16 protein-coding genes are annotated in these 23,877 nt (G+C 60.5%); 6 read left to right on the top strand and 10 right to left on the bottom strand.

Annotated elements, in window-relative coordinates; translation table 11 throughout:
• The first annotated feature begins 284 nt into the window (after positions 1-284).
• From K9B37_RS20555 to K9B37_RS20545, 3 genes are all read left to right on the top strand, one after another.
• Positions 285-1,115, top strand: coding sequence for a chromate resistance protein ChrB domain-containing protein (locus tag K9B37_RS20555; protein WP_224315407.1), 831 nt, complete (start codon positions 285-287; stop codon positions 1,113-1,115).
• Positions 1,112-2,506: a chromate efflux transporter gene (chrA, locus tag K9B37_RS20550; protein ID WP_224315406.1), complete on the top strand. Its 1,395-nt coding sequence runs from the start codon at positions 1,112-1,114 to the stop codon at positions 2,504-2,506. Before K9B37_RS20555 ends, chrA begins: the two co-directional genes overlap by 4 nt.
• A gap of 135 nt (positions 2,507-2,641) precedes the next feature.
• Entirely contained in the window at positions 2,642-2,947 is a 306-nt protein-coding gene (locus K9B37_RS20545) for a hypothetical protein (RefSeq protein WP_224315405.1), read from the top strand.
• Between the two features lie 65 nt (positions 2,948-3,012).
• Here K9B37_RS20545 and K9B37_RS20540 read toward each other — a convergent pair whose 3' ends face one another.
• From K9B37_RS20540 to K9B37_RS20530, 3 genes are all read right to left on the bottom strand, one after another.
• Positions 3,013-4,302, bottom strand: a complete 1,290-nt coding sequence (locus tag K9B37_RS20540) for an NAD(P)/FAD-dependent oxidoreductase (protein WP_224315404.1) — start codon at positions 4,300-4,302, stop codon at positions 3,013-3,015.
• 30 nt (positions 4,303-4,332) lie between these two features.
• Positions 4,333-6,456 (bottom strand): adenylate/guanylate cyclase domain-containing protein, encoded by a 2,124-nt coding sequence (locus K9B37_RS20535; RefSeq protein ID WP_224315403.1) that lies wholly within the window; start codon positions 6,454-6,456, stop codon positions 4,333-4,335.
• 126 nt (positions 6,457-6,582) lie between these two features.
• Positions 6,583-7,089 (bottom strand): free L-methionine (R)-S-oxide reductase MsrC, encoded by a 507-nt coding sequence (locus K9B37_RS20530; RefSeq protein ID WP_224315402.1) that lies wholly within the window; start codon positions 7,087-7,089, stop codon positions 6,583-6,585.
• Positions 7,090-7,302: 213 nt separating this feature from the next.
• Between K9B37_RS20530 and K9B37_RS20525 the strand changes: the two genes are divergently transcribed.
• Positions 7,303-8,022 carry a Crp/Fnr family transcriptional regulator gene (locus tag K9B37_RS20525; protein ID WP_224315401.1) on the top strand — a complete coding sequence of 240 codons (720 nt, stop codon included), beginning with the start codon at positions 7,303-7,305 and terminating at the stop codon, positions 8,020-8,022.
• 117 nt (positions 8,023-8,139) lie between these two features.
• The gene (gene hemN / locus K9B37_RS20520) at positions 8,140-9,477 is read left to right on the top strand and encodes an oxygen-independent coproporphyrinogen III oxidase (protein WP_224315400.1); all 1,338 of its coding nucleotides are present in this window, start codon (positions 8,140-8,142) and stop codon (positions 9,475-9,477) included.
• A gap of 10 nt (positions 9,478-9,487) precedes the next feature.
• Here the strand turns inward: hemN and pbpC are convergent, their stop codons facing one another.
• From pbpC to K9B37_RS20500, 4 genes are all read right to left on the bottom strand, one after another.
• On the bottom strand, positions 9,488-11,587 hold the full coding sequence (gene pbpC / locus K9B37_RS20515) for a penicillin-binding protein 1C (protein ID WP_255616692.1): 2,100 nt from the start codon (positions 11,585-11,587) through the stop codon (positions 9,488-9,490).
• Positions 11,587-16,830 carry an alpha-2-macroglobulin family protein gene (locus K9B37_RS20510; RefSeq protein WP_224315399.1) on the bottom strand — a complete coding sequence of 1,748 codons (5,244 nt, stop codon included), beginning with the start codon at positions 16,828-16,830 and terminating at the stop codon, positions 11,587-11,589. The genes pbpC and K9B37_RS20510 overlap by 1 nt, the downstream gene beginning before the upstream one ends.
• Positions 16,831-16,909: 79 nt before the next feature.
• Positions 16,910-18,625 carry a chloride channel protein gene (locus K9B37_RS20505; RefSeq protein WP_255616698.1) on the bottom strand — a complete coding sequence of 572 codons (1,716 nt, stop codon included), beginning with the start codon at positions 18,623-18,625 and terminating at the stop codon, positions 16,910-16,912.
• Between the two features lie 152 nt (positions 18,626-18,777).
• Positions 18,778-19,191, bottom strand: a complete 414-nt coding sequence (locus K9B37_RS20500; RefSeq protein ID WP_224315397.1) for a lysozyme inhibitor LprI family protein — start codon at positions 19,189-19,191, stop codon at positions 18,778-18,780.
• 72 nt (positions 19,192-19,263) lie between these two features.
• On the opposite strand from K9B37_RS20500, the gene K9B37_RS20495 reads away from it, so the two are divergent.
• The gene (locus tag K9B37_RS20495; protein WP_224315396.1) at positions 19,264-20,661 is read left to right on the top strand and encodes a serine protease; all 1,398 of its coding nucleotides are present in this window, start codon (positions 19,264-19,266) and stop codon (positions 20,659-20,661) included.
• A gap of 3 nt (positions 20,662-20,664) precedes the next feature.
• Here the strand turns inward: K9B37_RS20495 and K9B37_RS20490 are convergent, their stop codons facing one another.
• The 3 genes from K9B37_RS20490 to K9B37_RS20480 form a co-directional block, all read right to left on the bottom strand.
• Positions 20,665-22,476: an ABC transporter ATP-binding protein gene (locus K9B37_RS20490; RefSeq protein ID WP_224315395.1), complete on the bottom strand. Its 1,812-nt coding sequence runs from the start codon at positions 22,474-22,476 to the stop codon at positions 20,665-20,667.
• 343 nt (positions 22,477-22,819) lie between these two features.
• Positions 22,820-23,395 (bottom strand): MOSC domain-containing protein, encoded by a 576-nt coding sequence (locus K9B37_RS20485; RefSeq protein ID WP_224315394.1) that lies wholly within the window; start codon positions 23,393-23,395, stop codon positions 22,820-22,822.
• A gap of 26 nt (positions 23,396-23,421) precedes the next feature.
• A complete protein-coding gene (locus tag K9B37_RS20480) occupies positions 23,422-23,871 on the bottom strand; it encodes a DUF488 domain-containing protein (protein WP_224315393.1) in 450 nt (149 codons plus the stop codon).
• Positions 23,872-23,877: the final 6 nt, after the last annotated feature.

Raw genomic sequence — 23,877 nt, 5'->3', positions numbered from 1 at the left:
CGACCCAGCCGGGTCGTGCGGGCATTCTGATGCGGGTTGTTCATTCCTCAGGTCCATCGGGTGAATCGTGTGGCAACGACCACCTTCAGGCCCTCAGACGGGATGAACAACCTCCTCAGATCTCACAGCTAGGCCCGTGCATCTCACTCCCGATGACGGTCAGTGTTTTCACGGTTGACGAGCAACCCAGATCGCGCTTTTCTTGGTGCACGGGGGCAAAGCGATCTCCCCGTGAGGCAGATGGCCCAAGCGTCGCGCTCACCCTTTGCAGGGAGCGCATTGTCATGTCGTCTCATAACACCACATCCATTCAGGCTCTGTCGCGCCTAATCGGTACTCCCGACTGCCCCGCCATTGTCGACGTTCGTATCGAGGAGGACTATTCCCTCGATATGCGCCTAATCCCCAGCTCGATCAGACGCAGCCACAAGAACGTCGACGAGTGGGCCTTGGCATTCACGGGCCGCACTGTCGTAGTCTCATGCCAGCGAGGCGAGAAGCTGAGCCATGGGACAGCTGCTTGGCTTCGCCATTGCGGGGTCGATACCAGCTCCCTTGAAGGCGGGTTCGAGGCTTGGCGGGCGGCCGGCGAACTCCTTGTCCGAACAGACCTCCTGCCACCTCGCGATTCCATGGGTCGTACCCGGTGGGTAACCAGAGAGAGGCCGAAAGTAGACCGCATTGCCTGTCCATGGCTGATCCGCAGGTTCGTCGATCCAACCGCTATCTTTCTGTTCGTCGAGCCTTCACAGGTCGCGCTTGTCGCAGACCGCTTCGAGGCAGCCCCCTTCGATGTTGAAGGAGTTTTCTGGAGTCACAGGGCCGAGCGGTGCACGTTCGACACCATGATCGAGGAGTTCGGCCTTCGATCGGAAGCCATGGATCGCCTTGCGACTATTGTTCGGGGCGCCGACACTGCTCGCCCGGATCTGGCACCGCAGGCGTCTGGCCTACTGGCCGCCTCGCTCGGTTTGTCGCGACTGTTTGCCAATGACCTGAAGCAGCTCGATGCGGGAATAACCCTCTACGACTCGTTCTATCTGTGGTGCCGGGATGCCGCTCAGGAGACTCATAACTGGCCTGCGCCTCCACGGACTCAAGAGGCGACAGCATGATAACGACAGATCGCGGACACGCTCCATCTCCGGCGGCCATTCGTCATCCGACGCTAGCGGAAGCATTGCCAATCTGGCTTCGGGTCGCTCTACTTTCGTTCGGCGGCCCCGCCGGGCAGATCGCTGTCATGCATCGCATCCTGGTAGAAGAGAAGCGATGGGTCTCCGAGAGCAGGTTCCTGCACGCCCTGAGTTATTGCATGCTCCTGCCAGGCCCTGAAGCGCAGCAGCTTGCCACCTACATAGGCTGGCTCATGCATCGGACGCTCGGTGGCATCGTCGCGGGAGGATTGTTCATCCTTCCCGGGATCGTTGCCATCATGGCACTCAGCTATGTCTATGCGGCCTACGGCAAAGTCGGGATCGTTGCAGCACTATTCTTCGGCCTCAAGGCTGCAGTGCTCGCCGTCGTACTCCAGGCAGTGCAGCGTGTCGGACGCAAGGCTTTGAAAAATCGAATGATGATTACGGTGGCGATGGTGGCATTCATCGCGATATTTTTCTTCGGTGTTTCATTTCCCGCCATCGTATTGCTCGCCGGCATCGCCGGCTATCTGGGCGGACGGGCAGACCTGCCGCAGTTCGGGATCGGCTCCAGATCGAATGCTTCCGAACGCGAGGACGCCGGATATCTCCTCGGAGACGAGCTTCCGGCGCATACGCGCCCCACGATCGTGCACACCCTGATGGTCGCAGCGATCTGGCTTTTGATCTGGCTCATCCCCGTTGCAGCGGTGCTGATGACTCTGGGACCCGAAAACACCTTCAGCCAGATCGCCGTTTTCTTCTCGAAAACGGCGATGGTGACTTTCGGCGGCGCCTATGCGGTCCTGGCCTACGTTGCGCAACAGGCTGTCGAAACATTCGGCTGGCTTCGTCCGGGCGAAATGCTCGATGGCCTGGGCATGGCCGAGACGACGCCGGGACCGCTGATCATGGTGCTGCAGTTCGTGGGATTCATGGCGGCTTTTCGGAATCCTGGGATCCTTCCGCCGATGGTCGCGGGAGCGTTCGGCGGCCTGCTTGCAACCTGGGTGACGTTCGCCCCCTGCTTCCTTTGGATCTTCCTGGGAGCGCCCTTCATCGAACGCCTGAGGGGCAATAAGGCGATCGCCGGAGCTCTCTCTACCATCACGGCAGCGGTCGTCGGCGTCATTCTCAATCTTGCTATATGGTTTGGCATCCATACTCTTTTCAGAGAGGTTCGGCTGGTTAAAGGCTTTGGTTTCTCCTTCAGCGCTCCTATTCCTGAGAGCGTCGATCCTTGGGCAATGCTCCTCGCTGCCGCAGCACTCGTGGCGATGTTCCGTTTCCGTGTAGGCATGATTCCAGTGCTGGCGGCCTGCTCAGCGGCAGGAATCGCCCTTCATCTTGCGGGCCTCGCCCTGTGAGAGGCGCGTCTGCGACAATGAGAGCCATGCAATTTGATCACGTGCACCGGTCTTGGTCTAGGAACGCAAAACGTGGCATGCCATTCAGACGTTGGGCGGGGCCCTTTAATCTGGATCTGATCTGAGGAAGACGGCTTGAGTGATCGCGTGGAATATTGGTGGGTCGATTGCGACGCCGGGATACAGCCGGCGGAGGTGACGTTCCGAAGCGAGATCCCGATTCATATACGCCTGATCGGCTCGCGAGACATCATCGCGGCCGCGTCCGTTGAACTCATGGAGCGTCTTCCGGCGGCTCCGCGCCTGACGATTCAACGAACGCCGCCGCCTTCCGCACCTGAGCCGCCCCGTCAGTCGGTCAGCCTCCTTTGGCTCGTGGGCATCATTCTGCTGATATTGGTCTACTGGTTCTCCGGTCCCCTTTTCGATGTACTCAAATAGCGGTGGATTCATGCCGTCTGCCTGATAGCGCGGCATCCGTCGAGCCGGCACGAGCTACGGTCCTCTCAGAATGTGCGAGCCTCTCGCATGGCATCTGCCGCCTGATAGCTCCAATAGGTGAGTTGAGCCGCAGCTTTGCCGAAAATACCTCCGTTCCATGCCAATCCGAAGGGAGCAAAGAGTCGGTAGCGATCGCTTTCGCGAGCCATGCCCTCTGCCACCACCGTGCCGCCGATAGCCGTCGTATTCATTCCATGCCCACCGAAGGCGGTGCAATACCACACGCCGGGCTTGAATTGTCCGATCTGGGGCATGAGATGGCGGGCGTACGACATGAGTCCCGACCAGGCTATATCGACCTTCAGGGTCGAAAGCTGCGGATATGTGCCAACCATCTCGCGCCGCAGGAGAGTGGCGATGTTGCGAGGATCGCTTGTCCTTGTCGTGATACGACCGCCCCACAGGATGCGGGACCCGTTATCGACAAGGCGATAATAGTCGCCGGCCCGGCGATCATCGAGAATGGCTGCGGAGGTGCGGATGGCCCCTCGCACCAGATCCGGAGCGGCCTCAGTGAGAAGCACATAAGTCGCGATGGGCAGATAGGCCTTGCGAAGCGCCGGCATGACCTCGCCTGTATAGCCGCCTGTCGTGAAGAGAACCTGTTCGGCTTCAATCTCGGAACGAGGTGTCCTGATATACTTTCGTGCACCTTCGATATCGACGGCCACGACAGTGCTGTTCTCAAAGATCCTTGCGCCATGACCAGTCGCCGCGCGTGCAAGTCCGCGGGCATAATTCAACGGATGGAAATGAAATGCATCTTCGTCGAAAATTCCTTCGTGATACTTCGATGACGCGAACAGGGCTGCCATCTCATCTTTGGGGACATAGCGCAGCTTCAATCCGAACGCGTGCGCCTGCTTGTCGTGATTTACCTTTAATGCACCGCGGGAATTGTAGCGAACGGCCTTCACGATGCCCGGCGACGGTTGGGCCTCCGTAATGCCGAGATCAAGAATCTTCCGGCGAATGATTTCGACGCCTTCCATGGAAAGATGGAAAAGCTCGCGAGCCTGATGTGGACCGACGCTCCGCTCAATCCGTGACAACCCCGTCGCATAACCAGCGGACACAAAGCCTCCGTTGCGCCCGGATGCCCCCCAGGCAACGCGATGTGCCTCGACTAAGGCGACTGAACGACCTGAGCGGGCAAGGTGCAGCGCCGCGGTCAACCCTGCCAGCCCTCCGCCAACAATGCAGATGTCAACGCGGATTTTCCCTTCGGCAACAGGATAGATCTCGTCTGTCGCGAGCGTGCGGCTGTAGTAATTATCGATATAGGATGAGGACATCGGAGCGTGCACTGAGTGAGGATCGTTTCGTTACGGGATGCGTGAGGTCTGAGCGTGGATGCGGCAACGTTGGAGCTGGACCTTGAACAGCGTGTCCTCCGGAGCAGTCGCCACGAGTTCCTCAAGGGTTTCCGCTGCCCTGCCCCATTCACCCGCCTCGCAGAGAACGAGCGCCTCATTCCAAAACGGAAGTGTGTTGAGCCGTTCCTGTGATGCTGCAAGCTCCGGCTCATCCGGGACATCTGCTCCCAGCAGTTCATAGACAGCAATCTCCGCGTGAGCTCCCTCTGGAATTGTCTTGTCTACAAATCGGAACAGAAAGTTTGTGCCAGCAGCGCCCCGAACATCCTCACTCACGAGAATGGTCGTTCCATAGCGCTTGTTCAGCTTTTCGAAGCGAGAGGCCATATTCACCGTGTGGCCCAGTACCGTGTAGTTCATTCGATCGACCGAGCCCACATTGCCGACAACGGCCTCCCCCGTGTGAAGGCCGAAGCGCGTCCGCATCGGCGCTCCTCCCTCGGCGATGAACTCGGCATTGAGCCGATCGAGGCGACGTGAAGCGCGTAAGGCTCCAAGGCAGGCCAAAGCCACATGATCCTCCCGCATCTCCGGCGCATTCCAGAACGCCATGATGCTGTCGCCAATATATTTATCGATGGTTGCCCCGGATCGAATGAGCTCGCTCCCAATCTCGCTAAAGTAACGCGAGGTCTTATTCATGACCTGCTCGGGATCGAGCGCTTCCGCCATCGTGGTGAATCCGGCGACGTCACTGAAGAGCACCGTGATCGGCTGGCGGATGCCACCTAGCTCCGACGAAAAACGCCGACCGATGATGCCGCGGACGAGTGCGGTCGGCACGTACCGCATGAAGTTGCTCAAGGCCAATTCCAGCGTATCGATGGCTCGGGACAGCTCGAGCACTTCAACGATCTGGGAAGGTATACGTCGAGCATGCCCGAACTCGAACTTCATGATCCGACGGATATCGTCTGTGGCTGTTCGCAACGGCAGCGCCAACCGACGCGACGCCAGGAGCACGATGATCAATGCCGCAATGACGGACACGGCACTCACAAGAAGGAGAATCGACCTGATCTGTTCTGCCGGTCCCATCATGGTGTCGTAAGGAATGGCAATTCCGATAATAAGATTGTCGAACCCCTCCCCGACCTGCTCGGTGCGACCGAAATATGCGTCACCGCCGACATTGAAGGACAGGTTACGACCGGCGCCATTGCCTGAATCCTGGAAGGCATGGAAGAGACCACTGAGGAGTGGCAATTTGAGATCGTCGATCGTCAGAAGCTGATTGGACAAGTCCGCCCGGCTAAACTGGCGGAGCGCCGCGCCACGTGGATGCGCGATGAGCGCTCCGGAGCGATCGAAGACGATGAGCTCGAGGTCCGGCGGGAAACGGAGGCGCTCGAGATATTGATCCAGGCTCGCGAGCGTCATATCGATTCCGAAGACCGCGTCCGGCCGCTGTCGCGACTGCCGAGCCATGGTCACGCCTGCCTCCGGCACATTGGCGAAACGATATGGCGGCGTCAGAATTATGCCTTGGCTGGCTTGGCTTGCGGTGTACCAGGGTCTTCTGCGTGGGTCGAAATCTGTCGGCCGCGCAGGAACGCGCCGCAGCTCGCGACCGTCACTATCGACTGCGACCCACTCCACGGTCTCGCCCGTTGTGGTCGGCTGGACGAGCATGTAGGCAAGCACGGCACTTTTAAGGTCGGGGCCCGTCCCGAGTTCCGGAGGGAACCCTCCGTCCAGGGTCTGGACAAGGATGTGGCTGCCGTCGCCCCGCCCAATGAAGACTCCCATGGCCGCGGGAAGAAGCCGGCCGAGATCCTTGAGAACGGGCGTCAAAATGATCGCCAGCTGCCCGATTGAGAGATTTGGATCGACAGTGAGCGACATCGTATCGAGGACAGAACTCGCAACGCGCAGGCTGCCGGAAATCTCGTTCCTCACGCTGTCCGTGATGCGACTGAAATCCTCCTCGGCATCGCGGAAAGTCAGGGTCGTAAGTTGGTGATGATTGAAGCCGATCAGAGCTCCGGAAATCAGAAGCACGATCACCGTGAACACAAGGGCGACGACGGCCTGCAGAGACCAAAGGAAGGTTTTTCGTCCCGCCTGGCTCATCACGTCTCCCCTTCGAGAAGCCGTCGTTGCTCGCCTTCACTCCTGCAGCTTCTTATGCATAGCACGTCCTGGCCCTGCCCCGAAGGTAAGTGGGCCCTTTGCGTGCCCGACGGACCCTCCGCAGTGTCAGCCGGTGATCCCGGACAGATCCGATGCATCACAATAGATCTCAACAAGCCGCTCGCAGCCGACCCGATCTGCCTCATCGAAGCGATCAGGCAGAGGGCTGTCGAGATCGAGAACCCCTACTACCTCACCATTCTTGATCAGAGGCACCACGAGTTCGGACCGGGATGCACTGTCGCAGGCGATATGGCCGGGAAAGGCATGGACATCCGGCACGACGACGGAAACTCGGCGCTCTACGGCTGTGCCGCAGACCCCGCGCCCGACAGGGATGCGAATGCAGGCCGGTTTGCCTTGAAAGGGGCCGAGAACAAGGCCTGGTCCGCGCATGAAATAGAACCCCGCCCAGTTGAGATCAGGCAGCAGGTCATAGATCAAGGCAGACATGTTGGCTGCGTTGGCGATGGCGTCCGACTCCCCCGCTATTAACCCAGAGAGCTGTTGAGCGAGCGATTGATAGATCTCCGCCTTGTCGGCAGTCTGAGGCAGGGCTTTTGTTTCGAACATGCAAATTTCTTAGGAGGCCAGCACCGCCTTGTCCAGATCGGATTGCCAAGGGCTCGCCACCTGAGCCAAAGCCCACCGGCTCATCATTTTGAAACTTAGTTTCACCAAGACCATTCGGATATCGTCTCGGCTGCGCTGATTTGTGACGAGACAAAAGCCACGCTATGACGGAAAAACATCTCTTGGTTTCCGGAATCACTCCTCCCCTGGGTAATGATGACCTCGCATTATCGACCTCCATGCCAAGCTTGCACCAGCTGTGATACGCGCCGGATGGCGGTCTGCTCTGCCCTCCAGGATGACGAAGTCGCGGAGCTCGAACGGGCCATGAGCTTCGTGCGCCTTGAATCCAATACGTCTCTGGTCGAGGAAGGCGAGCCGCGCCGCCGGGTTTACACGCTGACCTCGGGCCTGTTGCGCCTCTCCTTGGCTCTCCCCGACGGGCGGCGTCAGATCACGGGCTTCCTGATGCCTGGCGACTATCTCGGTCTGGCAGACGACGAGATCTATGCTCAAACGGCGGAGGCTGTCGTGCCCTCTGGGCTGTGCTCATTCTCGGTGCGGGACATGGACCGCCTCATGGAGCGCTACCCTCGTCTGCGGGATCGGCTCCATCTAATGACCCGAGCCGCGCTGCGGCAGGCCCGCGAAACGCAAATGATCCTGGGGCGGCTTGCTCCATCGGAAAAGGTTGCATCGTTCCTCCTCCACATGTCGAACCGGGCGGCTGCCTACGGGCGGCCGGAGAGTCCGGTTCCGCTCCCGATGACACGCACCGACATCGCCGATTATCTGGGACTGACGATCGAAACCGTCAGCCGCACCTTCACCAAGCTGAAGACCCAAGGCTTGATCAGGCTTCCCGATCCTCATTCCGTCGAGATCGTGGACAAGAGCCGCCTTGCTGTCGTGGCGGGTCTCACGGTCCACTGACATCTGCCTCTGTCGGCAGTCGCGGGGGCGTTGATCAGAATCAAAGCCCGCTTGCGGAGCTGAGCGTATGCCATCCATCGAGGTCGGCCTTCAGCCGGCGAGGGCAGGATGGCGCTCATGACAGATCACTTGGTTCGACGCTATGGCGGCCTTCAGGTACCGCGCTACACGTCTTATCCCAGTGCGGCGGAGTTCAGTGCGTCTGTGGGGCAGAAGGACCACGAGACCTGGCTGCGGCATCTGGAGCCGGGCAGCCGCATCTCGGTCTATCTCCACGTGCCCTATTGTCGTCAGCTCTGCCTCTACTGCGGTTGTCATACGAAGGTCGTGCGGCGCGACGAGGTCATCGACCGCTACAGAGAGACCCTCGAAGCCGAGATCCGGCTCGTTGCCCGTCGTGTAAAGGAACCGTTGCGCATAGCGCGCCTCCATTGGGGCGGCGGAACACCGAGCATTCTCGGCCTCGACGGCCTTCGATCTGTCCTGGACAGCCTCGCCCGCTCGTTCGACTTCGACGCCGGCCTGGAGCACGCAATTGAACTTGATCCTCGCTTCGTCAGCCGCCCTCTTGCCCAGGGCCTCGCAGCGTTGGGCGTCAACCGCGTAAGCCTCGGCGTCCAGGATCTCGACGACATCGTGCAGCTTGCCATTGGCCGTGTGCAGCCGTTCGATGACGTGCGGAGCGCTGTGGAGTTTCTGCGCGAAGCCGGGATCGAGCGCCTGAATCTCGACCTTATGTACGGCCTCCCACACCAGACGTGTGAATCGATTCAGGAGACCTGCACGAAGGTTCTTTCTCTCCATCCCGACAGAGTCGCGTGCTACGGCTATGCCCACATGCCGCAGCGCAAGGCAAACCAGCGTTTGATCAATTCAGCGGCGCTGCCCGGACCGGAGGAGCGCTTTCTTCAAGCGCGCGCGGTAGCGGAATGCTTCACGCAGAATGGCTATGTGGCTATAGGCCTCGATCACTTCGCACGGCCGACCGATCCCCTGGCGATGGCGAGCCTGTCCGGCACGCTCCACCGTAACTTCCAAGGCTATACTGACGACGATCGTCCGATTCTCGTCGCTTTCGGCGCCTCGGCCATTTCGCAACTGCCGGATGGATACGTCCAGAACGTCGCCGATATCGGCACCTATCTGCGGGCGATCGACGAGGAGCGCCTTCCCGCGGCGCGAGGCTACCGGCTCACGCCCGATGATCGCGCGCGTGGCACCATCATCGAATCCCTCATGTGCAACTTCACGGCTGACCTCAGCATCCTCGGCGAGCCTTCCCATTATGTGGATGAGCTCGCGCTGCTGCGTCCCCTGATCGCCGATGGACTCGTCAGGCTGGATCGCCATTCCATGATGATGACTGAAGCTGGCCGCCCGTTCGTACGGCTTGCCGCGGCAGTCTTCGATCAATTCCGAGCAGACGACTTCTCGCGGTTCAGCGCAGCGGTGTAAGACCGGTGGCTTATTCCACCCGGATAATGACACTGTCCGTTGCGCCTCTCGCATCGATGACGGAAAGGCGTACGAAGCCCGCACCTTGCGGCGACCATACCGTCTCCCGACGCAAGGTCGCTGCATCGACAGGAGCGCCATCCACCATCCAGGTCAGCGGAGGTATACCACCGCTGGATTTCAGGGCGAGGGCGCCATGTTCGTTGCCGGGTCCCGAGAAGCCCAGATCGACACGTGAACCGTCGAGTGGAAACGTGATCTTGAGGGGTGCTTGTATCGTAGCTGCGAGCGTCTTCGGCACATCCTGCCTCACATGGCGCAGAGGGGGCGGCAGAGTCGCAGTCGTCGCTTGAAGGGCAAAAGGAGGAATAGGCAGTGCTTCCGGTTCGATCCCAATTCGTGCGAACGCGTCGAACAGGACCGGTGCAGCCATTACCCGGCCGACGAGACCCGGAACGGCGGTGCCATCCGGACGCCCGACCCAAACCCCGACCGTATAATTCCGATCGTACCCGACGGCCCAGGCATCCCGATATCCATAGGAAGTTCCCGTCTTGAACGCGATACGGCCGGCCAAAGCATTGTCCGGAGGCGGCGCCCCACGGAGAACATCAAACACATACCAGGCAGCCACGGGATCTGCGATCCGGCGTGTGGGCTCGGGCGGAGCCGGAACACCAAGGCGACGCACCAGCGGAGACATCTCTCCGCCGCGAGCGAGGCCGGAATAGAGGCGCGTCAGATCCGTCAACGTGATGCCGAGGCCACCGAGACCGATCGCCAACCCCGGCGCAGCGTCCTTTGGCATGGCGATGGAAACGCCTGTCTGATGGAGGCGGGCAAGGAGACGTGCTGGGCCAAGCTCGTTCAGGAGTTCAACGGCAGGAACGTTCAACGACAACTGCAGTGCCCGTCGCGCAGTGACCGTCCCCTGATATCCCAAATCGAAATTCTCGGGCTGGTAGATTCCATAACGGGAGGGCCTGTCGTCGAGCAGCGTCTCGGGATGAGCAATGCCGTTTTCGAAAGCGAGAGAATAGATAAATGGCTTCAATGCCGAGCCGGGCGAGCGCACCGCCTGGGTCATATCAATGGCGCCCGCCCGTTCCCGGCTCATGTAATCAGAACTACCAACCTGCGCACGGATCTCACCTGTCGCATTGTGAATGATCACCATGGCGATGGATAGCCGCTGATCGAGGCGCTCCAGCCGCTCCCGCGCCAAGCGCTCGAGGCTGGACTGAAGACGTGCATCGATCGAAAGTCGTTGAATTTTTAAGGACGGCATATTCGCCACGGCCTGCTCCGCCGCATGAGCGGCAAGCATCGGAAAGGCCTGGCGCTTTTGGGGAACCGGCTCCGCCTTTGCAGCCTCCGCTTCCGTGATGTTGATGACACCTCGCGCACGAGCGCGCTCCAACACACGGTTCCGGGCCCTGCGCGCTGCCGATGCGTCTCTGTCGGGCCGGCGCAGTTCGGGCGCTTGCGGCAGGGCGACAAGAAGGGCTGCTTCCGCCAAGCTCAGACGCTTGGGCTCGCGTCCGAAATAGGACAGGCTGGCCGCGCGCGCCCCTTCGAGATTGCCACCATAAGGCGCGAGGATGAGATAGAGCTTGAGGACCTGGTCCTTGGTCAGCTGCCTTTCCAGTTGCAGCGCGCGGATGATCTGGCGCAGCTTTGCCCAGAGAGTACGCTCATCACGCGGCTCCAGGAGACGTGCGACCTGCATGGTCAGGGTCGAGCCTCCGGATACGACCGTACCGTTCCGCACGAGTTGGAACGCCGCACGCATCATGGCAAGCGGATCGACACCAACGTGTTGCTCGAAACGGTTATCCTCATAAGCTTTGAGCATTGCCAGGTAATGAGGATCAACATCCCCAGTTTCGATGGGGAGCCGCCAACGGCCTTCCGATGTCACGAAAGGCCTGAGCAACCGCCCGTCGCGATCGAGCACGACCGTGGATCGTACCTCCGCAACGCTCCAGTCGATCGGCCCGAGGCTTTCTGCATAGCGCCATAAGACGAAAGCGGACAACGACACGCAAATCAAGAGCACCACCGTTACCGGCAGGCCAACTTGGCGCAATCGTGTCCGGTTTACGCGCATTAGCGCCCTGCCTGCTCCACCTCGATGGATCCAAAGCCCGTGCGCCCGAAGCGTTCGGGACGATACATATCCTCGATCTGCGCCGCTGGATGTACGTACCGACCGGGTGAAACCGTGCGCACCATATAGGCGACAGTGAAGAAAGCAGGCTGGTCGGGATCTCGATCGAATGCCGCGACGAAACGGTCATCGCGATACTCGGTATGAGAGGGCTCCACATCCCGCTTCAACCACGGCAGGGCCGCGACCGTGTCGCTGTCGACCAGCTTGGGATTGTCGATCTCGAAGCCTGCCGGCAAGCGATCGACAAGAAGCACGCGAGCCTGCTTCGCCTCGGCCTCCGTCACTCTCAATACCACGACGAGACGCTCATTTTGACGCAAGTTAGTCTGCTTCACCTGTGTGCCGTCGAGCTTGAAATACGTGCGCTCCAGCATGTAGCCCCGCGAAACGGCAGGCTCCGGTTCAACGGGATTGCCCATCACGGTGATGACGGCCTGGATCGCAGCCGATCCTGCATTCGACAGGGTGACAGGTCCGTCGTTCAAAAGCCCGTCTCGGTAAGTCCTATAGAAGGCGCCTTTACGCTCTTCTCCGTTCACTTTCAGCACCATCGCTTCGGCATCGCGCGCCACTGCCTGTGCCGCGAGGACGAGCCACGCCTCCTCCTGAGTACTGGTGCGACGGTTTCCACGCTCGTCGTCGACGACTTTCGCGACCGGTTGCATGACGGCTGGCACATTGTCGGTCTCCGAGGCCAAAGCGAGAAGCCCTGCGCCATCCCGCAGACGCGAGCCATAATCGGCGCGGAAATTCCCCGAGTCGCGCTCGCTACGCAGCCGCTCGACAGCGGATCCGAAAGCCTTCTGCGCTCTCCCCCGATCACCCAGGAGGGCGAGAGCGGCAGCGATCTGGCCACGCGCCAGAGGCGAGTCGAAAGCATTCAGCTTCGTGTCGGCAAGATAGCGTAGGTCCCCCATGACCGGCCGCCCGTTACGGGCGAGAACGTAGGCAGCATAGGCCAGGTTTGCTGCATTGTCCTCCACCTCAGTCGTATTGGCGACGAAGTTGCGCAGGCGATCGAGAGCTAACGTGAACGCCACCTGAGGCACGGAGAAGCCGCGCTCCCTGGCCCGCGTCAGGAAATCCATTGTGTAGGCGTCGAGCCAGATGTCGTTGCCTCCGACGCTCCACAGTCCAAACGAGCCATTGGAATCCTGACGCGCCAGAATACGTTCGATGGCCGAGCGCACGCGCTCGTCCGCTTTTTCATCAAGGGAGAGCTTCTCCTCCTCAGCGAGCCTATTGACATAGAGCAAGGGCAAGGCGCGGCTCACCACCTGCTCCGTGCAGCCATACGGGTAGCGATCGAGCGCTTGCAGAAGTCCGGGAACGTCCAAGCTCGCGAGCGGCGAAACAGAAAGGGATACCGCACCGGTGCCCATGAGAATGTCAGCCACCAAGTCCTTCGACAGCGTCACGCTCGCGCCGGGATCGAGACTGCGCACCGTACGACGAGCAAGGGACGCGGTTCCCGGCTGAATCGCGAGTGCAAAGCGCTGTGTTAGCTCGTCGAGACCCGGCCCTTTCAACGTCACGTCGATGATGGCTGTGCCCTGACCACCCGCTATCACCGGAATGGTCAAGCTGCCTTTGCCTTTCTCTGCGAGATTGACCGTCGAGCGCAAAGCGTCTGCTGCGACGACGACCGGTCCCTGAATATGGAGATCGACCGTGTAGTCGCCTGCCTGACCTTCCACATTGTCGAACTGCAGGAAAAATCGAGAACGATCTCCGACGGAGAGGAATCGCGGAAGGGTTCCTGCCAGAACCACAGGATCGCGAATGATGACGTCTGAGGATGCACTGCCGACCCGATCCTTCGTCCAGGCGACGGCCATGACACGTACCGTTCCGTTGAACGCGGGAATGTCGAAATCGACATGTGCCGTACCGTCCTGCCCCACCTTCACAACGCCGGAGAAGCGCGCCAGTGGCTCCTGCGTCGGTGGAATACCATCGAGAGCCTTGGGCTCCATGTCGCCGCCGGATCGAATCGTACCGCGTGTGCCCTGCATACCGTCGATCAGGTATCCATAGAGATCCCGGATCTCCGACGAGAGCTGTTTCTGCCCGAAGAAGTAGCCGGCGGGATTCGGCGTCTCGTAGCGGGTGAGATTGAGAATTCCCACGTCAACAGCTGCAACCGTGATGCGCGCATCATCGCCCGGCTTGAGCCCCTCCACCTTGATCGGCATGCTCAACATCCCGCGCGGTCTGATCCTGTCGGGCGCATTGAGATTGACGGCCAGCGAGCGCGCGTCCCGGTCGATTTCGAACCATGCGGTGCCAAGCGAGCGGCCCGGCATGCGCTTTGCCGCCTGATCGAGGGGACGATGGGCCATGACGACCACATAGGCTCCCGATCCCCACTCCGCCTTCACCGGAACGGTCACATCCGTGCCCGTTGCCGCCACATCCAACATCTGTATGTCATGCACGCGATCACTGACGACGGCGAGAGTAGCTTTCCCCGTGAAGCGTGGATTGAGGTGCAGCCGCATAGTGTCGCCAGCCCGATACCCAGCCTTGTCGAGCGTCATGTCGAGAAGATCGGGCGTGTCGGCGGTTTGATCGCCTGACCAACCAACCGTGAAGGAGAGGCTGGTTTGTGCCGTCTCCCCAAGATCGGCTGCGCTCACGTCGAGCCTGTAGGTTCCCCATTCGACCGGCGCGGAAATGCGTGCCGCCGCATCTGCCTTTACGTCGATCCGACCATCCGCGACGCGACGCGTGTTCTTGACAGGCTCATAGCTCCAGCGGCCATCGGAATTGTACCACTGATAGCGTCGTTCGATCTTGTAGAGACTCCAACCCACATTGCTTTTGGCAAGGCGTTTTCCGGTGGGATCCGCAAGAACCACATCGAAGGTAGCGTTGGCACCCTCACCCAGCTGACCGCTGAAGTTCTTCCGCACGCCGACCACAGGCCCCTTCGGCAGGATCGGCAGCGTGACGCTGCGCTCGACCGCACGCCCGCCGGGCTCAGCGGCGCGCAAGGTGAATCGAGCCTCCAGAGGACGCGGCGCAACGATGCTCGGCACCGGAATCTGGAGACTGGCCCGGCCCTGCGCATCAGTCGTCGATGACTGTTCGATCTCGACGGTGGAGGCCTCGACCGTCTCGTCGTCAAGGCCGACGGTGAAGCCTTCAAGGCCCTTTACACCGCTCTTGACCGACGCCGCGACCGCAACTTCACCAGTCACCGCGAGGTCGGCACCGGGCGCTCCATAAAGATATCGGGCGGAGAGATCGATCGGTGCAGGTTGGCCTGGCCGGAGAGCGTCGACCTTCGGGGTGAGCGTGACTTCCAGCCGCTCCGGCACATAATCTTCGACCAGGAAACTCGCTTCTCCGACGGAGGCGCCCTTCGGATCCGTATAGGCCGCAATTCGCCACGTACCCCGTAACGAACCAGGCAAAATGAGGACGGACAGCGCCCGCCCGCCGAGCCCCTGATCTTCCACAACCACCCTGCGGTATTCGACGCCGTCGGGACGCCGCACCACGATCGTGAGAGGGATCCCTGGAACGGCTGCCCCCTTGACGTCGCGCAAGAGGGCCGTCAGCGCAACCGTCTCACCCGTCCTATAGACTCCGCGCTCCGTATAGAGATAAGCATCCACTGAGCCGGACACGGTACGCCCTTTGACACCGCGATCGCTCAGATCAAAAGCCGCTGAACCCAGATCAAGAAAGCCGTAATCGGACCCCACCGTTGCAACGACGAGGCCCGGCGCCAATCCGCCCTCGCCTCGCGCAAGACCAGGATCGAATTGCACAACGCCTTTGCCGTCGGTCTTCTTGGTAGAAAGGACTTCGTTGTTGCGGGCGACCAGCCGGATCTCCACGTCGGCCCGTGGCTCGGTGCTGGCAAGAGAACGCACGAAGACTTGCACGCCGCCCTTGCCGGTAAATGCCGTCAAGCCGAGATCCGAGACCACGAACCATTGGGTGGCAATGCTGCCGTAATCCTCATCGCCGGAGCTGTTTGGTGGACTGCCGTCATTGGGCTTGGCCGTCATGACGTAAACACCGGGCTCCAGCTTGCCGACGGCCTCCATCACCGGAAACGCGGTGACCACATCACGGTTGAGCTCCGATGCGGTGTCGAGGGTGCCGCTCCAGATCTTCACACCCTTCTCACGACCGATCTCGGCCGCGGAATAGCGCGAGAGCTGCGAAAGGAAATCGTAGGAACGAACTGTCGGCAAAAGACTCCGGTCGCCGATCCGATACACTTCCACATCGACTTTGCGCGTATTGATGGAGACAACCGGGATGCCTTCCTGACCCGTGCTCGGCAGAACATAGTTACGACCGGTGAACCGCGCCTGGGGCGAGCGATCCCGTACATAGATCTCATAATCGGCTGAAGTCAGGAGATTCTCACCGACCGATGAAGGCAATCCTTGCCGGAGCACGATGGCATAGCGCTCGCTGTGCTTCAGACCATCGACGCAGAGCTGCGCCTCCTCGGCGGAGACAGCTGCATTGGCGTTGCCGGACACGACTACGAAGGGCCCGAAATCGACTTTCCCCATCGCAAGAGGATCGGAGAACTGGAAGCAAACCCGTGGAGAAGCGGCATCGGAATCCACCTTGAAGTCCAGGATCCGGAAGCCATGCTCCGCCCGAAGCGGCTCGTAGGCCGCGCGAACCACCGGATCATCCTTGATCTTAAGACTCGTCGCATAGGCATTGAGGGACGGCCGCCATGTCTGCTGTGCCGCATAGGCCTGCCCGAGAAGCGCAAGGGCTGTGGCTTCATCGGCAGGCTTCGTTGCACGTTGATAGGCAGCGAATGCTGCGGCAACGCGACGGTTCTGAAGCTTCTCACGTTCCTGCCAATCATTGCCTGGGTCCACGGCAAGCGCCGCTCGGGCGTAACCTGCCCAGTTCGCGAACGCGGTCGGCTCGATGGCGATCGCCGCCGCAAAGGCGCTCATTGCCTGACTGGAGAGCCCTCGTCCCAGCATGGTCTCGCCAGAACGCCGCAGGAACGGACCCGTTTGGTCCGTGGCAGAGCCGTTTTCTTTCTTGAGTGACTGCTCGAGGCGAACGGCCTGGCTTGCGAGCTCCTCATTGACGTAGGATTTCTGAGCCTGCTGCGCTTGAAGGGCAATTGCGCCAGAGAATAACCCGCCTGCAACGACGGCCATTCGTATCAGATGACGGATCATCGAAAGCTCCCCTGCCCTTCACCGTGAGCCGAGCCTAGCATTGCGACAGGGTGTAACCAAGACGAGCCGTCAGCTTTCGTCAGACTGAACGCGCTTTACCAACGCTTTCGTTCACAGTCTCTTCGCCAAGCGCTCCGCGATGAGCCTTGTCGAGCTCTTCACTATAGCGGCGCAGGAGATGGCTCTCAGTCAGGAGCCCAAGCACCTTTCGATTGCGAACATTGTCGACCACCGCCAACTCTTCACTCTGGGTCTGGTCGAAGATGCCGGCGGCCTCCTTCACGTTCATGGCCGGAACCAGCATGTCGTCCTTATATCGAAGAAGAGGCGCGATACTGGCGGCATCGGCATCGAGTTCCGGCGCATAGGCTTCGGGAACGAGGACGATGCCCGCGTAGTGACCATCCGCATCGGCTGCGACCACCCGCTGTGCGGAACCGAGGGGGAACTTGCGCCTGAATTCGGACAACGACACCGGAATCTGGATCGTCTTGACGTCCCGACGCATCATCCGCCCCACAGTCAGGCTGCGCAGCCAACCGACATCCTGGGCACTCCGGATCGTCTCGCCCCGGAGATGGAGGCGCCACGTCGAGAACGAATAGCCGAAGGTCTGGCGAACCACGATGGCAGCCATAACCGAAGCCGTCAGCACGATTCCGCTGATTGCAAGATCTCCAGTCGTCTCGAGCGCGAGGAACGTGATCGTCAAGGGTCCTCCGACGATGCCGACAGCGAGGGATGCCATGCCCACGATCGCGGAAACAACCGGATCGACCGCGAGCGGCATGAGAGGCCCGGCCACGATGGCGAAGATCTTGCCCAGAAGGGCTCCGAGCAGCAGGGAGGCGAAAAACAGGCCACCGCGAAAACCCGACCCGAGCGAAACGGCGGACGCAGCAACCTTCGCAGCAAAGAGAAGGGCCAGCGCTCCGAGACCGAGGCCGGTCTCCATCTGAAGGTGAAGCGCCCCATGACCGGCCGATAGGACCTGGGGCACGAAAAGAGCCAAGCCGCCAACCGCAAAGCCTCCAACTGCCGGCCGGAAGATCGGCGGGCAACCGGTTGCGACGAAGGCGCGCTCGACCAGGGTCACGAGGCGCATGATGCCGACGGACGCGGCTCCGGCGACGAGTCCGAGAAGCAGGAACGGGAAGTAATCTGCGGCCGAGAGTTCGGGAATGGGTGGAACTTCTATGAGCGTCGGCGCCGTCTGAAAGAGCTTAGTCACGAGAACGGCAGCAAGGGTCGCAGCCATCACCGGTGCGACCGTCGCGATCGAGTAGACACCAATGATGAGTTCGAACCCATAGAACGCACCCGTGAAAGGTGCATTGAAAGCCGAGGCGATTGCACCGGCCGCGCCACATCCCACAAGCACACGAACGTCGCTCCGGCGAAGGTTCAACCGTCGTGCCAACCAGGAAGCTATGCCTGACCCGATCTGCGTATAGCCGGCCTCAAGCCCAACCGATGCACCAAAGCCGTTGGAAAGAATAGTCTGAGCCCCAACGATCAAGCTGTCGCTTAAGGACAGCCGACCGCCGTGAAGAGCATTGGCCTCGATCGGGTCCACAAGGTGGGAAGTGCGATACCGGGCAATCAGCCAAGCACTCAGTCCGACGAGGCATCCACCGATAGCCGGCACCAGCGCCTGACGAGGTTCCAGCTCCGACAAGGCGCTCAATCTCTCTCCAAGGGAGATGTCGAACAGCATGCTGTGCAGCAGCCGCGTAACAAAGCCCATCATCGATACGACGATGCCGGAAAGCACCCCGACCACTGCCGCGAGCATGACAAAGGGCACCTCTCGGCGCCGGATCAGCACCTGAAGGCGTGGATGATGCAACAGGCGAGCAGGAGAAAAGGCAGTCACGGGAAAACCACGAGCCAGACGCGGCGTGGTTTGTCACGCGAGCGATGGAGTGTCAAAGAAATACGAAAAGCCTAGCGGTTGATGTATCGATCCGTGAGTTCCTGCGTGCGAATCTTGGTTTTTTCGAGATTGCAGGCAAGTGTCGCCGGCCCCATACCGGTGCCCTGGAACCATTCGTAGCCGACCGGTTCGCCGCAATCCGCGTCACGGAAGCCGACCCAGGCCCGTTGCGCTTTCTGAAGAGCCTGCTTCCAGCTGCGGCGCTGCTCCGCATTCATCATGTCGCTTTTGTCGATGGAAGCCTGGGCTTTTTTGTAGACGGCGTTGAGCTCGCTATCGGCGGCCTTGAGAGCCTTATCCAGGCATTCGCTCTGGGCGTAGGTCGAGGTCTCCGTGCTGCAGGGATCGGCCGGACGGGTTTGGGCGAACGCACCACTCGGAGCAGCCAGAATACCGAGGCATGCGACGACAGCAGAAAATCTCATGGATTGATTCCGTGATCTGGTTTTTAGGAAGACGCTCTGCGAAAATAATCCGACCGCCGCGGGAGACGCCACATGAATTACGCCCCTCCAAAACTGGCCTTGTGTGTATGCGCACTTCTTTGGGGCGTTGCCAATCCCTGGACCGTGACTTTGTCATGGGCGCAGCCCGCCCCCTCCACGCGGGCGCCAGATCCAGCCATCGATGCGGCACGCTCGGCCTTCGAAGCGCTTCCCGAAGCCGACCGGCGTGGGATTCAGGAAGGGCTGATCTGGACAGGAGATTACAGCGGCGTGGCCGATGGAACCTTCGGTCGCCAGACCTTCGATGCGATGTCCACCTTTCAGAAAAATACCGGACGTCCGTCCACCGGCATCCTGAGTGCCGCCGATCGCAACACCCTTCAGGCAAATGCCCGCAATGATCGCACTGCGGTCGGATTCGAGACCGTGATCGATGCGAAGTCAGGGGTGCAGCTTGGCGTTCCCCTGAAGCTTCTGTCGAAATCAGGGGACAACCCGAATGGTGGCAGCAGGTGGCAAAGTGCGGACGGCAAGGTCACCCTCGACACGCGGGTCGCGCCCGGCGATGCAACTCTATCTTCCATCTATGACAGGAACCTCGCCATCAAGACACCTGGGCGAGTGGTCACCTATAAGGTGTTGAGACCTGATTTCTTCGTCATCGCCGGGGAGACCCCTGCGGGGAAGTTCTATACCCGATATGCTGGCGCCGCTTCCGGAATCAGAGCTTTCTCCATCGGCTACGACAAATCTGTTGCCCCGCAATTCGATCGGCTCGTGGTCGCTATTGCCAACTCCTTCGTGCCTTTCCCAACGGGCCCTGGACCCATCGTGGCCCAACCGGCGTCCGTGCCAGCCACCCCTTCGCCCCCCACGGTAACCGGCGGGCAGGCGCCCTACGGGACCGGCCTGATTTTGGGCAAGCGTCACGTTCTAACGGCTGCCCCTCTGGATCGCTGTAAAGAAATCAGGATCCGCAATGCCAAGGTTCAGCAGATCAATGGGAAAGGCCCGTTTCTGCTCGAGATGTCTCAGGATCTGGAGGGCCGTCCCGCAGCCCTTTCCCCCGATACCGCCGCAGTCGGACAAAGAGCCCTGGTCTTCGCCTTCGGCAACGATGGAGATGGGGAGAAACTTCTGGCCGCAGCAGCCACGATAGAGGACGGGCAGACCCTTACCGGCGCCCTTCAACCCGGTGCGAGCGGAGCACCAGTCATCAGTGAAGCGGGCGCCCTGATCGGTCTGGTTAACGCCGCGCCCTCCAGTTCACGTCAGATTGCCGGAATCGTGCCGAGCGCACGCTACGCAGTCGTGCCGGCTAACTTGTTGACGGAGCGTTTTCCAAGCCTTGCCTCGATCCTTACGAAACCGGCGGCGCCCATGGAGAGCACCGCCGATATTGCTGGAATTGTCCGCTCGTCGATCGTGCCGATCACCTGCAGCCTATGATAGCTATTCCGCAGCCTGCTCCCGGCGCTCCCGCACTCCGAAGTCGAGCCCCTGATGATCGCAGAGGCGGCGATAGAGGCCGCCCTTGCGATAAAGGCTCGCATGCGTTCCTTCCTCGATGATACGGCCCTTGTCGAAGACGAGAATTCGGTCGAGCGCGCGAACCGTTGAGAGCCGGTGTGCGATGACGATCGAAGTCCGGCCTTCCATCAGCCGCTCCATGGCCTGCTGGATCAACATCTCGGACTCCGAGTCGAGGGCCGACGTCGCCTCGTCCAGGATCAGGATCGGCGCATCAGCCAGGAAGGCACGCGCAATGGCCACGCGCTGGCGCTCACCGCCGGAGAGCTTCACGCCGCGCTCACCGACGAGCGTACCGTAAGCCTTCGGCAGACGCGTGATGAACTCATGCGCATTGGCGAGGCGTGCCGCATGCTCGATCTCCGCCATGGATGCGCCAGGTCGCGCGTAGGCGATATTTTCCGCAAGCGTCCGGTGGAACAGGATGGGTTCCTGCTGCACGATGGCGATCTGCGCCCGGAGCGTCGCCTGCTGAACGGCGGCGATATCCTGTCCGTCGATCAGAATCCGCCCACCCGACACATCGTAGAGCCGCTGCACGAGCTTGACGAGCGTCGTCTTGCCTGAGCCGGACGGACCCACCAAGCCGACCCGCTCTCCTGCACGGATCACCAAGGACAGTTCATCGTAGAGTGGCGTGTCATGTCCAGAATAATGGAACATCACCCCATCGAAGATGATCTCGCCTCTGGCAATGCTTATCGCAGGCGCAGCGGCGCGATCCTCAATGCCGATCGGTTCGGCGTGGATATCTACCAACTCCTCCATATCGTTCACGGAACGACGCAGGTTGTTGATGTGCATGCCGACGTCCCGCAGATAGCCGTGGATGACGAAATAGGTCGTGATCACATAGGCCAAGTCTCCAGGCGACGCGCGATCATTCCACCACAGCCAGAGCGCCGTACCGATGATTGCGGCCCGGATCAGGAGAAGAGCAATGAGCTGCGCGGTGCCGCTGTTCGTGCCGCGCTGCCAGATCCGTTGGGTTCGGCTCTGCCACTTCGTTAACACGCTCCGCAGACGTGCATCTTCACGGACTTCGGCACCGAAGGCTTTCACGACTGCATTGCAGCTTAAGGCATCGGCCAACGTGCCGCCTACCTTCGTATCCCAGGCATTGGCCAGCCGGGCAGCGGGCGCGACATAGAGTGTCGACAGAAGAACCGTCATTGCGATGTAGGCAACGGTGCCCAGGGCGATCACAAATCCCATCACCGGCCAGTGCAGGCCGAGCACGATCATGGAGCCCAGCAGCACCACGACAGATGGCAACAATGCGAGCAGAATCGTGTCGTTCAGAAGATCGAGGGCCCACATTCCACGCGTGATCTTGCGCACGATCGAGCCTGCGAAACTGTTTGCGTGCCAATCGGCAGAAAAGCGTTGCACGCGTGCAAAGGCATCCTGCGCGACGCGCGACATGACGCGTAGCGTCAATTCGACGATGCTGTAGAATGCCAGATGCCGCATGACGACCATGATGAGGCCAAGCCCGGTCATCGCGATGAAAGCCGTCACCGCACTGGACAAAGCAGCATCTCGGTCCGCCATTCCGAGGGAAATCGCGTCGACGAGGCGGCCAGCGAAGACCGGCATGAACACATCCGCAAGGGTCGAAGCCATCATCGTCGCAACGATGAGCACGACGAACCGGGGCTCGCGCCGCCAATGGAGGAACGTGAATCTCAGGACATCGCGGGTGGCGTCCCCGCGCTTCTTTTGCTGTTTCATTGGATGATCGGTCCGCATCGGGCGGACCTCTCCTGGAAGAGCGACTGCAGCGATGGCTGACACACCACGCGCGCGCTTCAAAAACGGAAAATCAGGGGATGGTTCAGGGCCTTTCGGCCGCGTCGTTCAGCCTATGACTTGAACATGGGAGGAACATTGCGCAAGCGTGCGACAACTGCCATGCAATCCTCCCTCACAAAAATGAACCTATCCAAGACGTAACTGATATCGTAGCCTTTGGCAACGTAGGCAGGGATCTTTTCAGTCCGTTTTGACCATATGACGCCATCAAAAGATGTGATCTGATTCATCACTGCGCGGGACTTGGTCCGTCCCGAGACGTCTAGACGGGCTCGAGACGCCTATGGGGCAATCGGGGCAGTTCAACCAGCACTCGATCGCCAGGCATCACATCGCCTCCCGCCAGGACAATCCCCATGATACCCGCCTTGCGCACGAGATTCCCTTTGTCATCATGATCGAGCACCGCGGCCATCATGCCTTTCTGGAAGCGATCAATCTGGACGCACGGATTCCTCAAGCCGGTCACCTCGACCACAGCCTGACCTCCGAGGAGCAGTCTTGTCCCTACAGGAAGTCCCAGGAGATCAATTCCACGGGTGGTGATGTTCTCTCCCATGTCTCCTGCGGATACGTGAAATCCTTTGGCCCGCAGCTCGTCGTGCAATTCGGCATGAATCAGATGGACTTGGCGCAGGTTCGGCTGCATCGGGTCTCTCGCAACCCTTGAACGGTGCTTTACGGTGGTGCCCGCATGAGCGTCGCCCTCCACGCCGAGCCCGGCGAGGAGCCGGATGCGACCCCGGGTCGGCTTACTGAAAGCATGGATCGGATGGCTGCTGACAGCTTCGATGATTGCGTCCATGTGGCCTCCCGTGGCGATGGTCAGAAGGGCCATTCCGGTACGATCATGTCAAGGCTCATTCAAAACACGGTCAGATCGACAACCTCCATCCCGCGATCGGCCAAGCGGTTGGCGAGAATACGCCGATGACACAGGGCAGGGTCGCGCTCGAAGCAGAGAAGGCAAATCGGCTGCTGTTGGGCCATCTCGGCCAGTTCCTCAAAAGCTTCCTGTGCCTGGGGGGTCTTCAGCACTTCGTCGCAATAGACTCGCGTCATCAAGGCAGCGTCGCCGGCACGCGCTGCCTGTCGTCCCTCCTTGGGCGTTCCGAGACGAATGAAGTGCTCGTAGCCGATTCCCTGTCCGGCTAGTGCTTCGCGCAGAGCAGACTTCGAGAAGCCACGCTTGCGTGAGAGAGCAACGGCACGCACATCCGCCAGCGTGGCGATACCGGCGTCCTTCAAGGTTTCGAGGAAGCGATCGGGATGTGCTCCCTCATAACCGATAGTGAAGATGCGAGACTTTGCCATGCGCTC

The sequence above is a fragment of the Microvirga puerhi genome (assembly GCF_020089865.1).
GTDB classification, from domain to species: domain Bacteria; phylum Pseudomonadota; class Alphaproteobacteria; order Rhizobiales; family Beijerinckiaceae; genus Microvirga; species Microvirga puerhi.
Note: the sequence above shows the minus strand (reverse complement) of the source record. Positions and strands in the feature narration are given on the sequence as shown.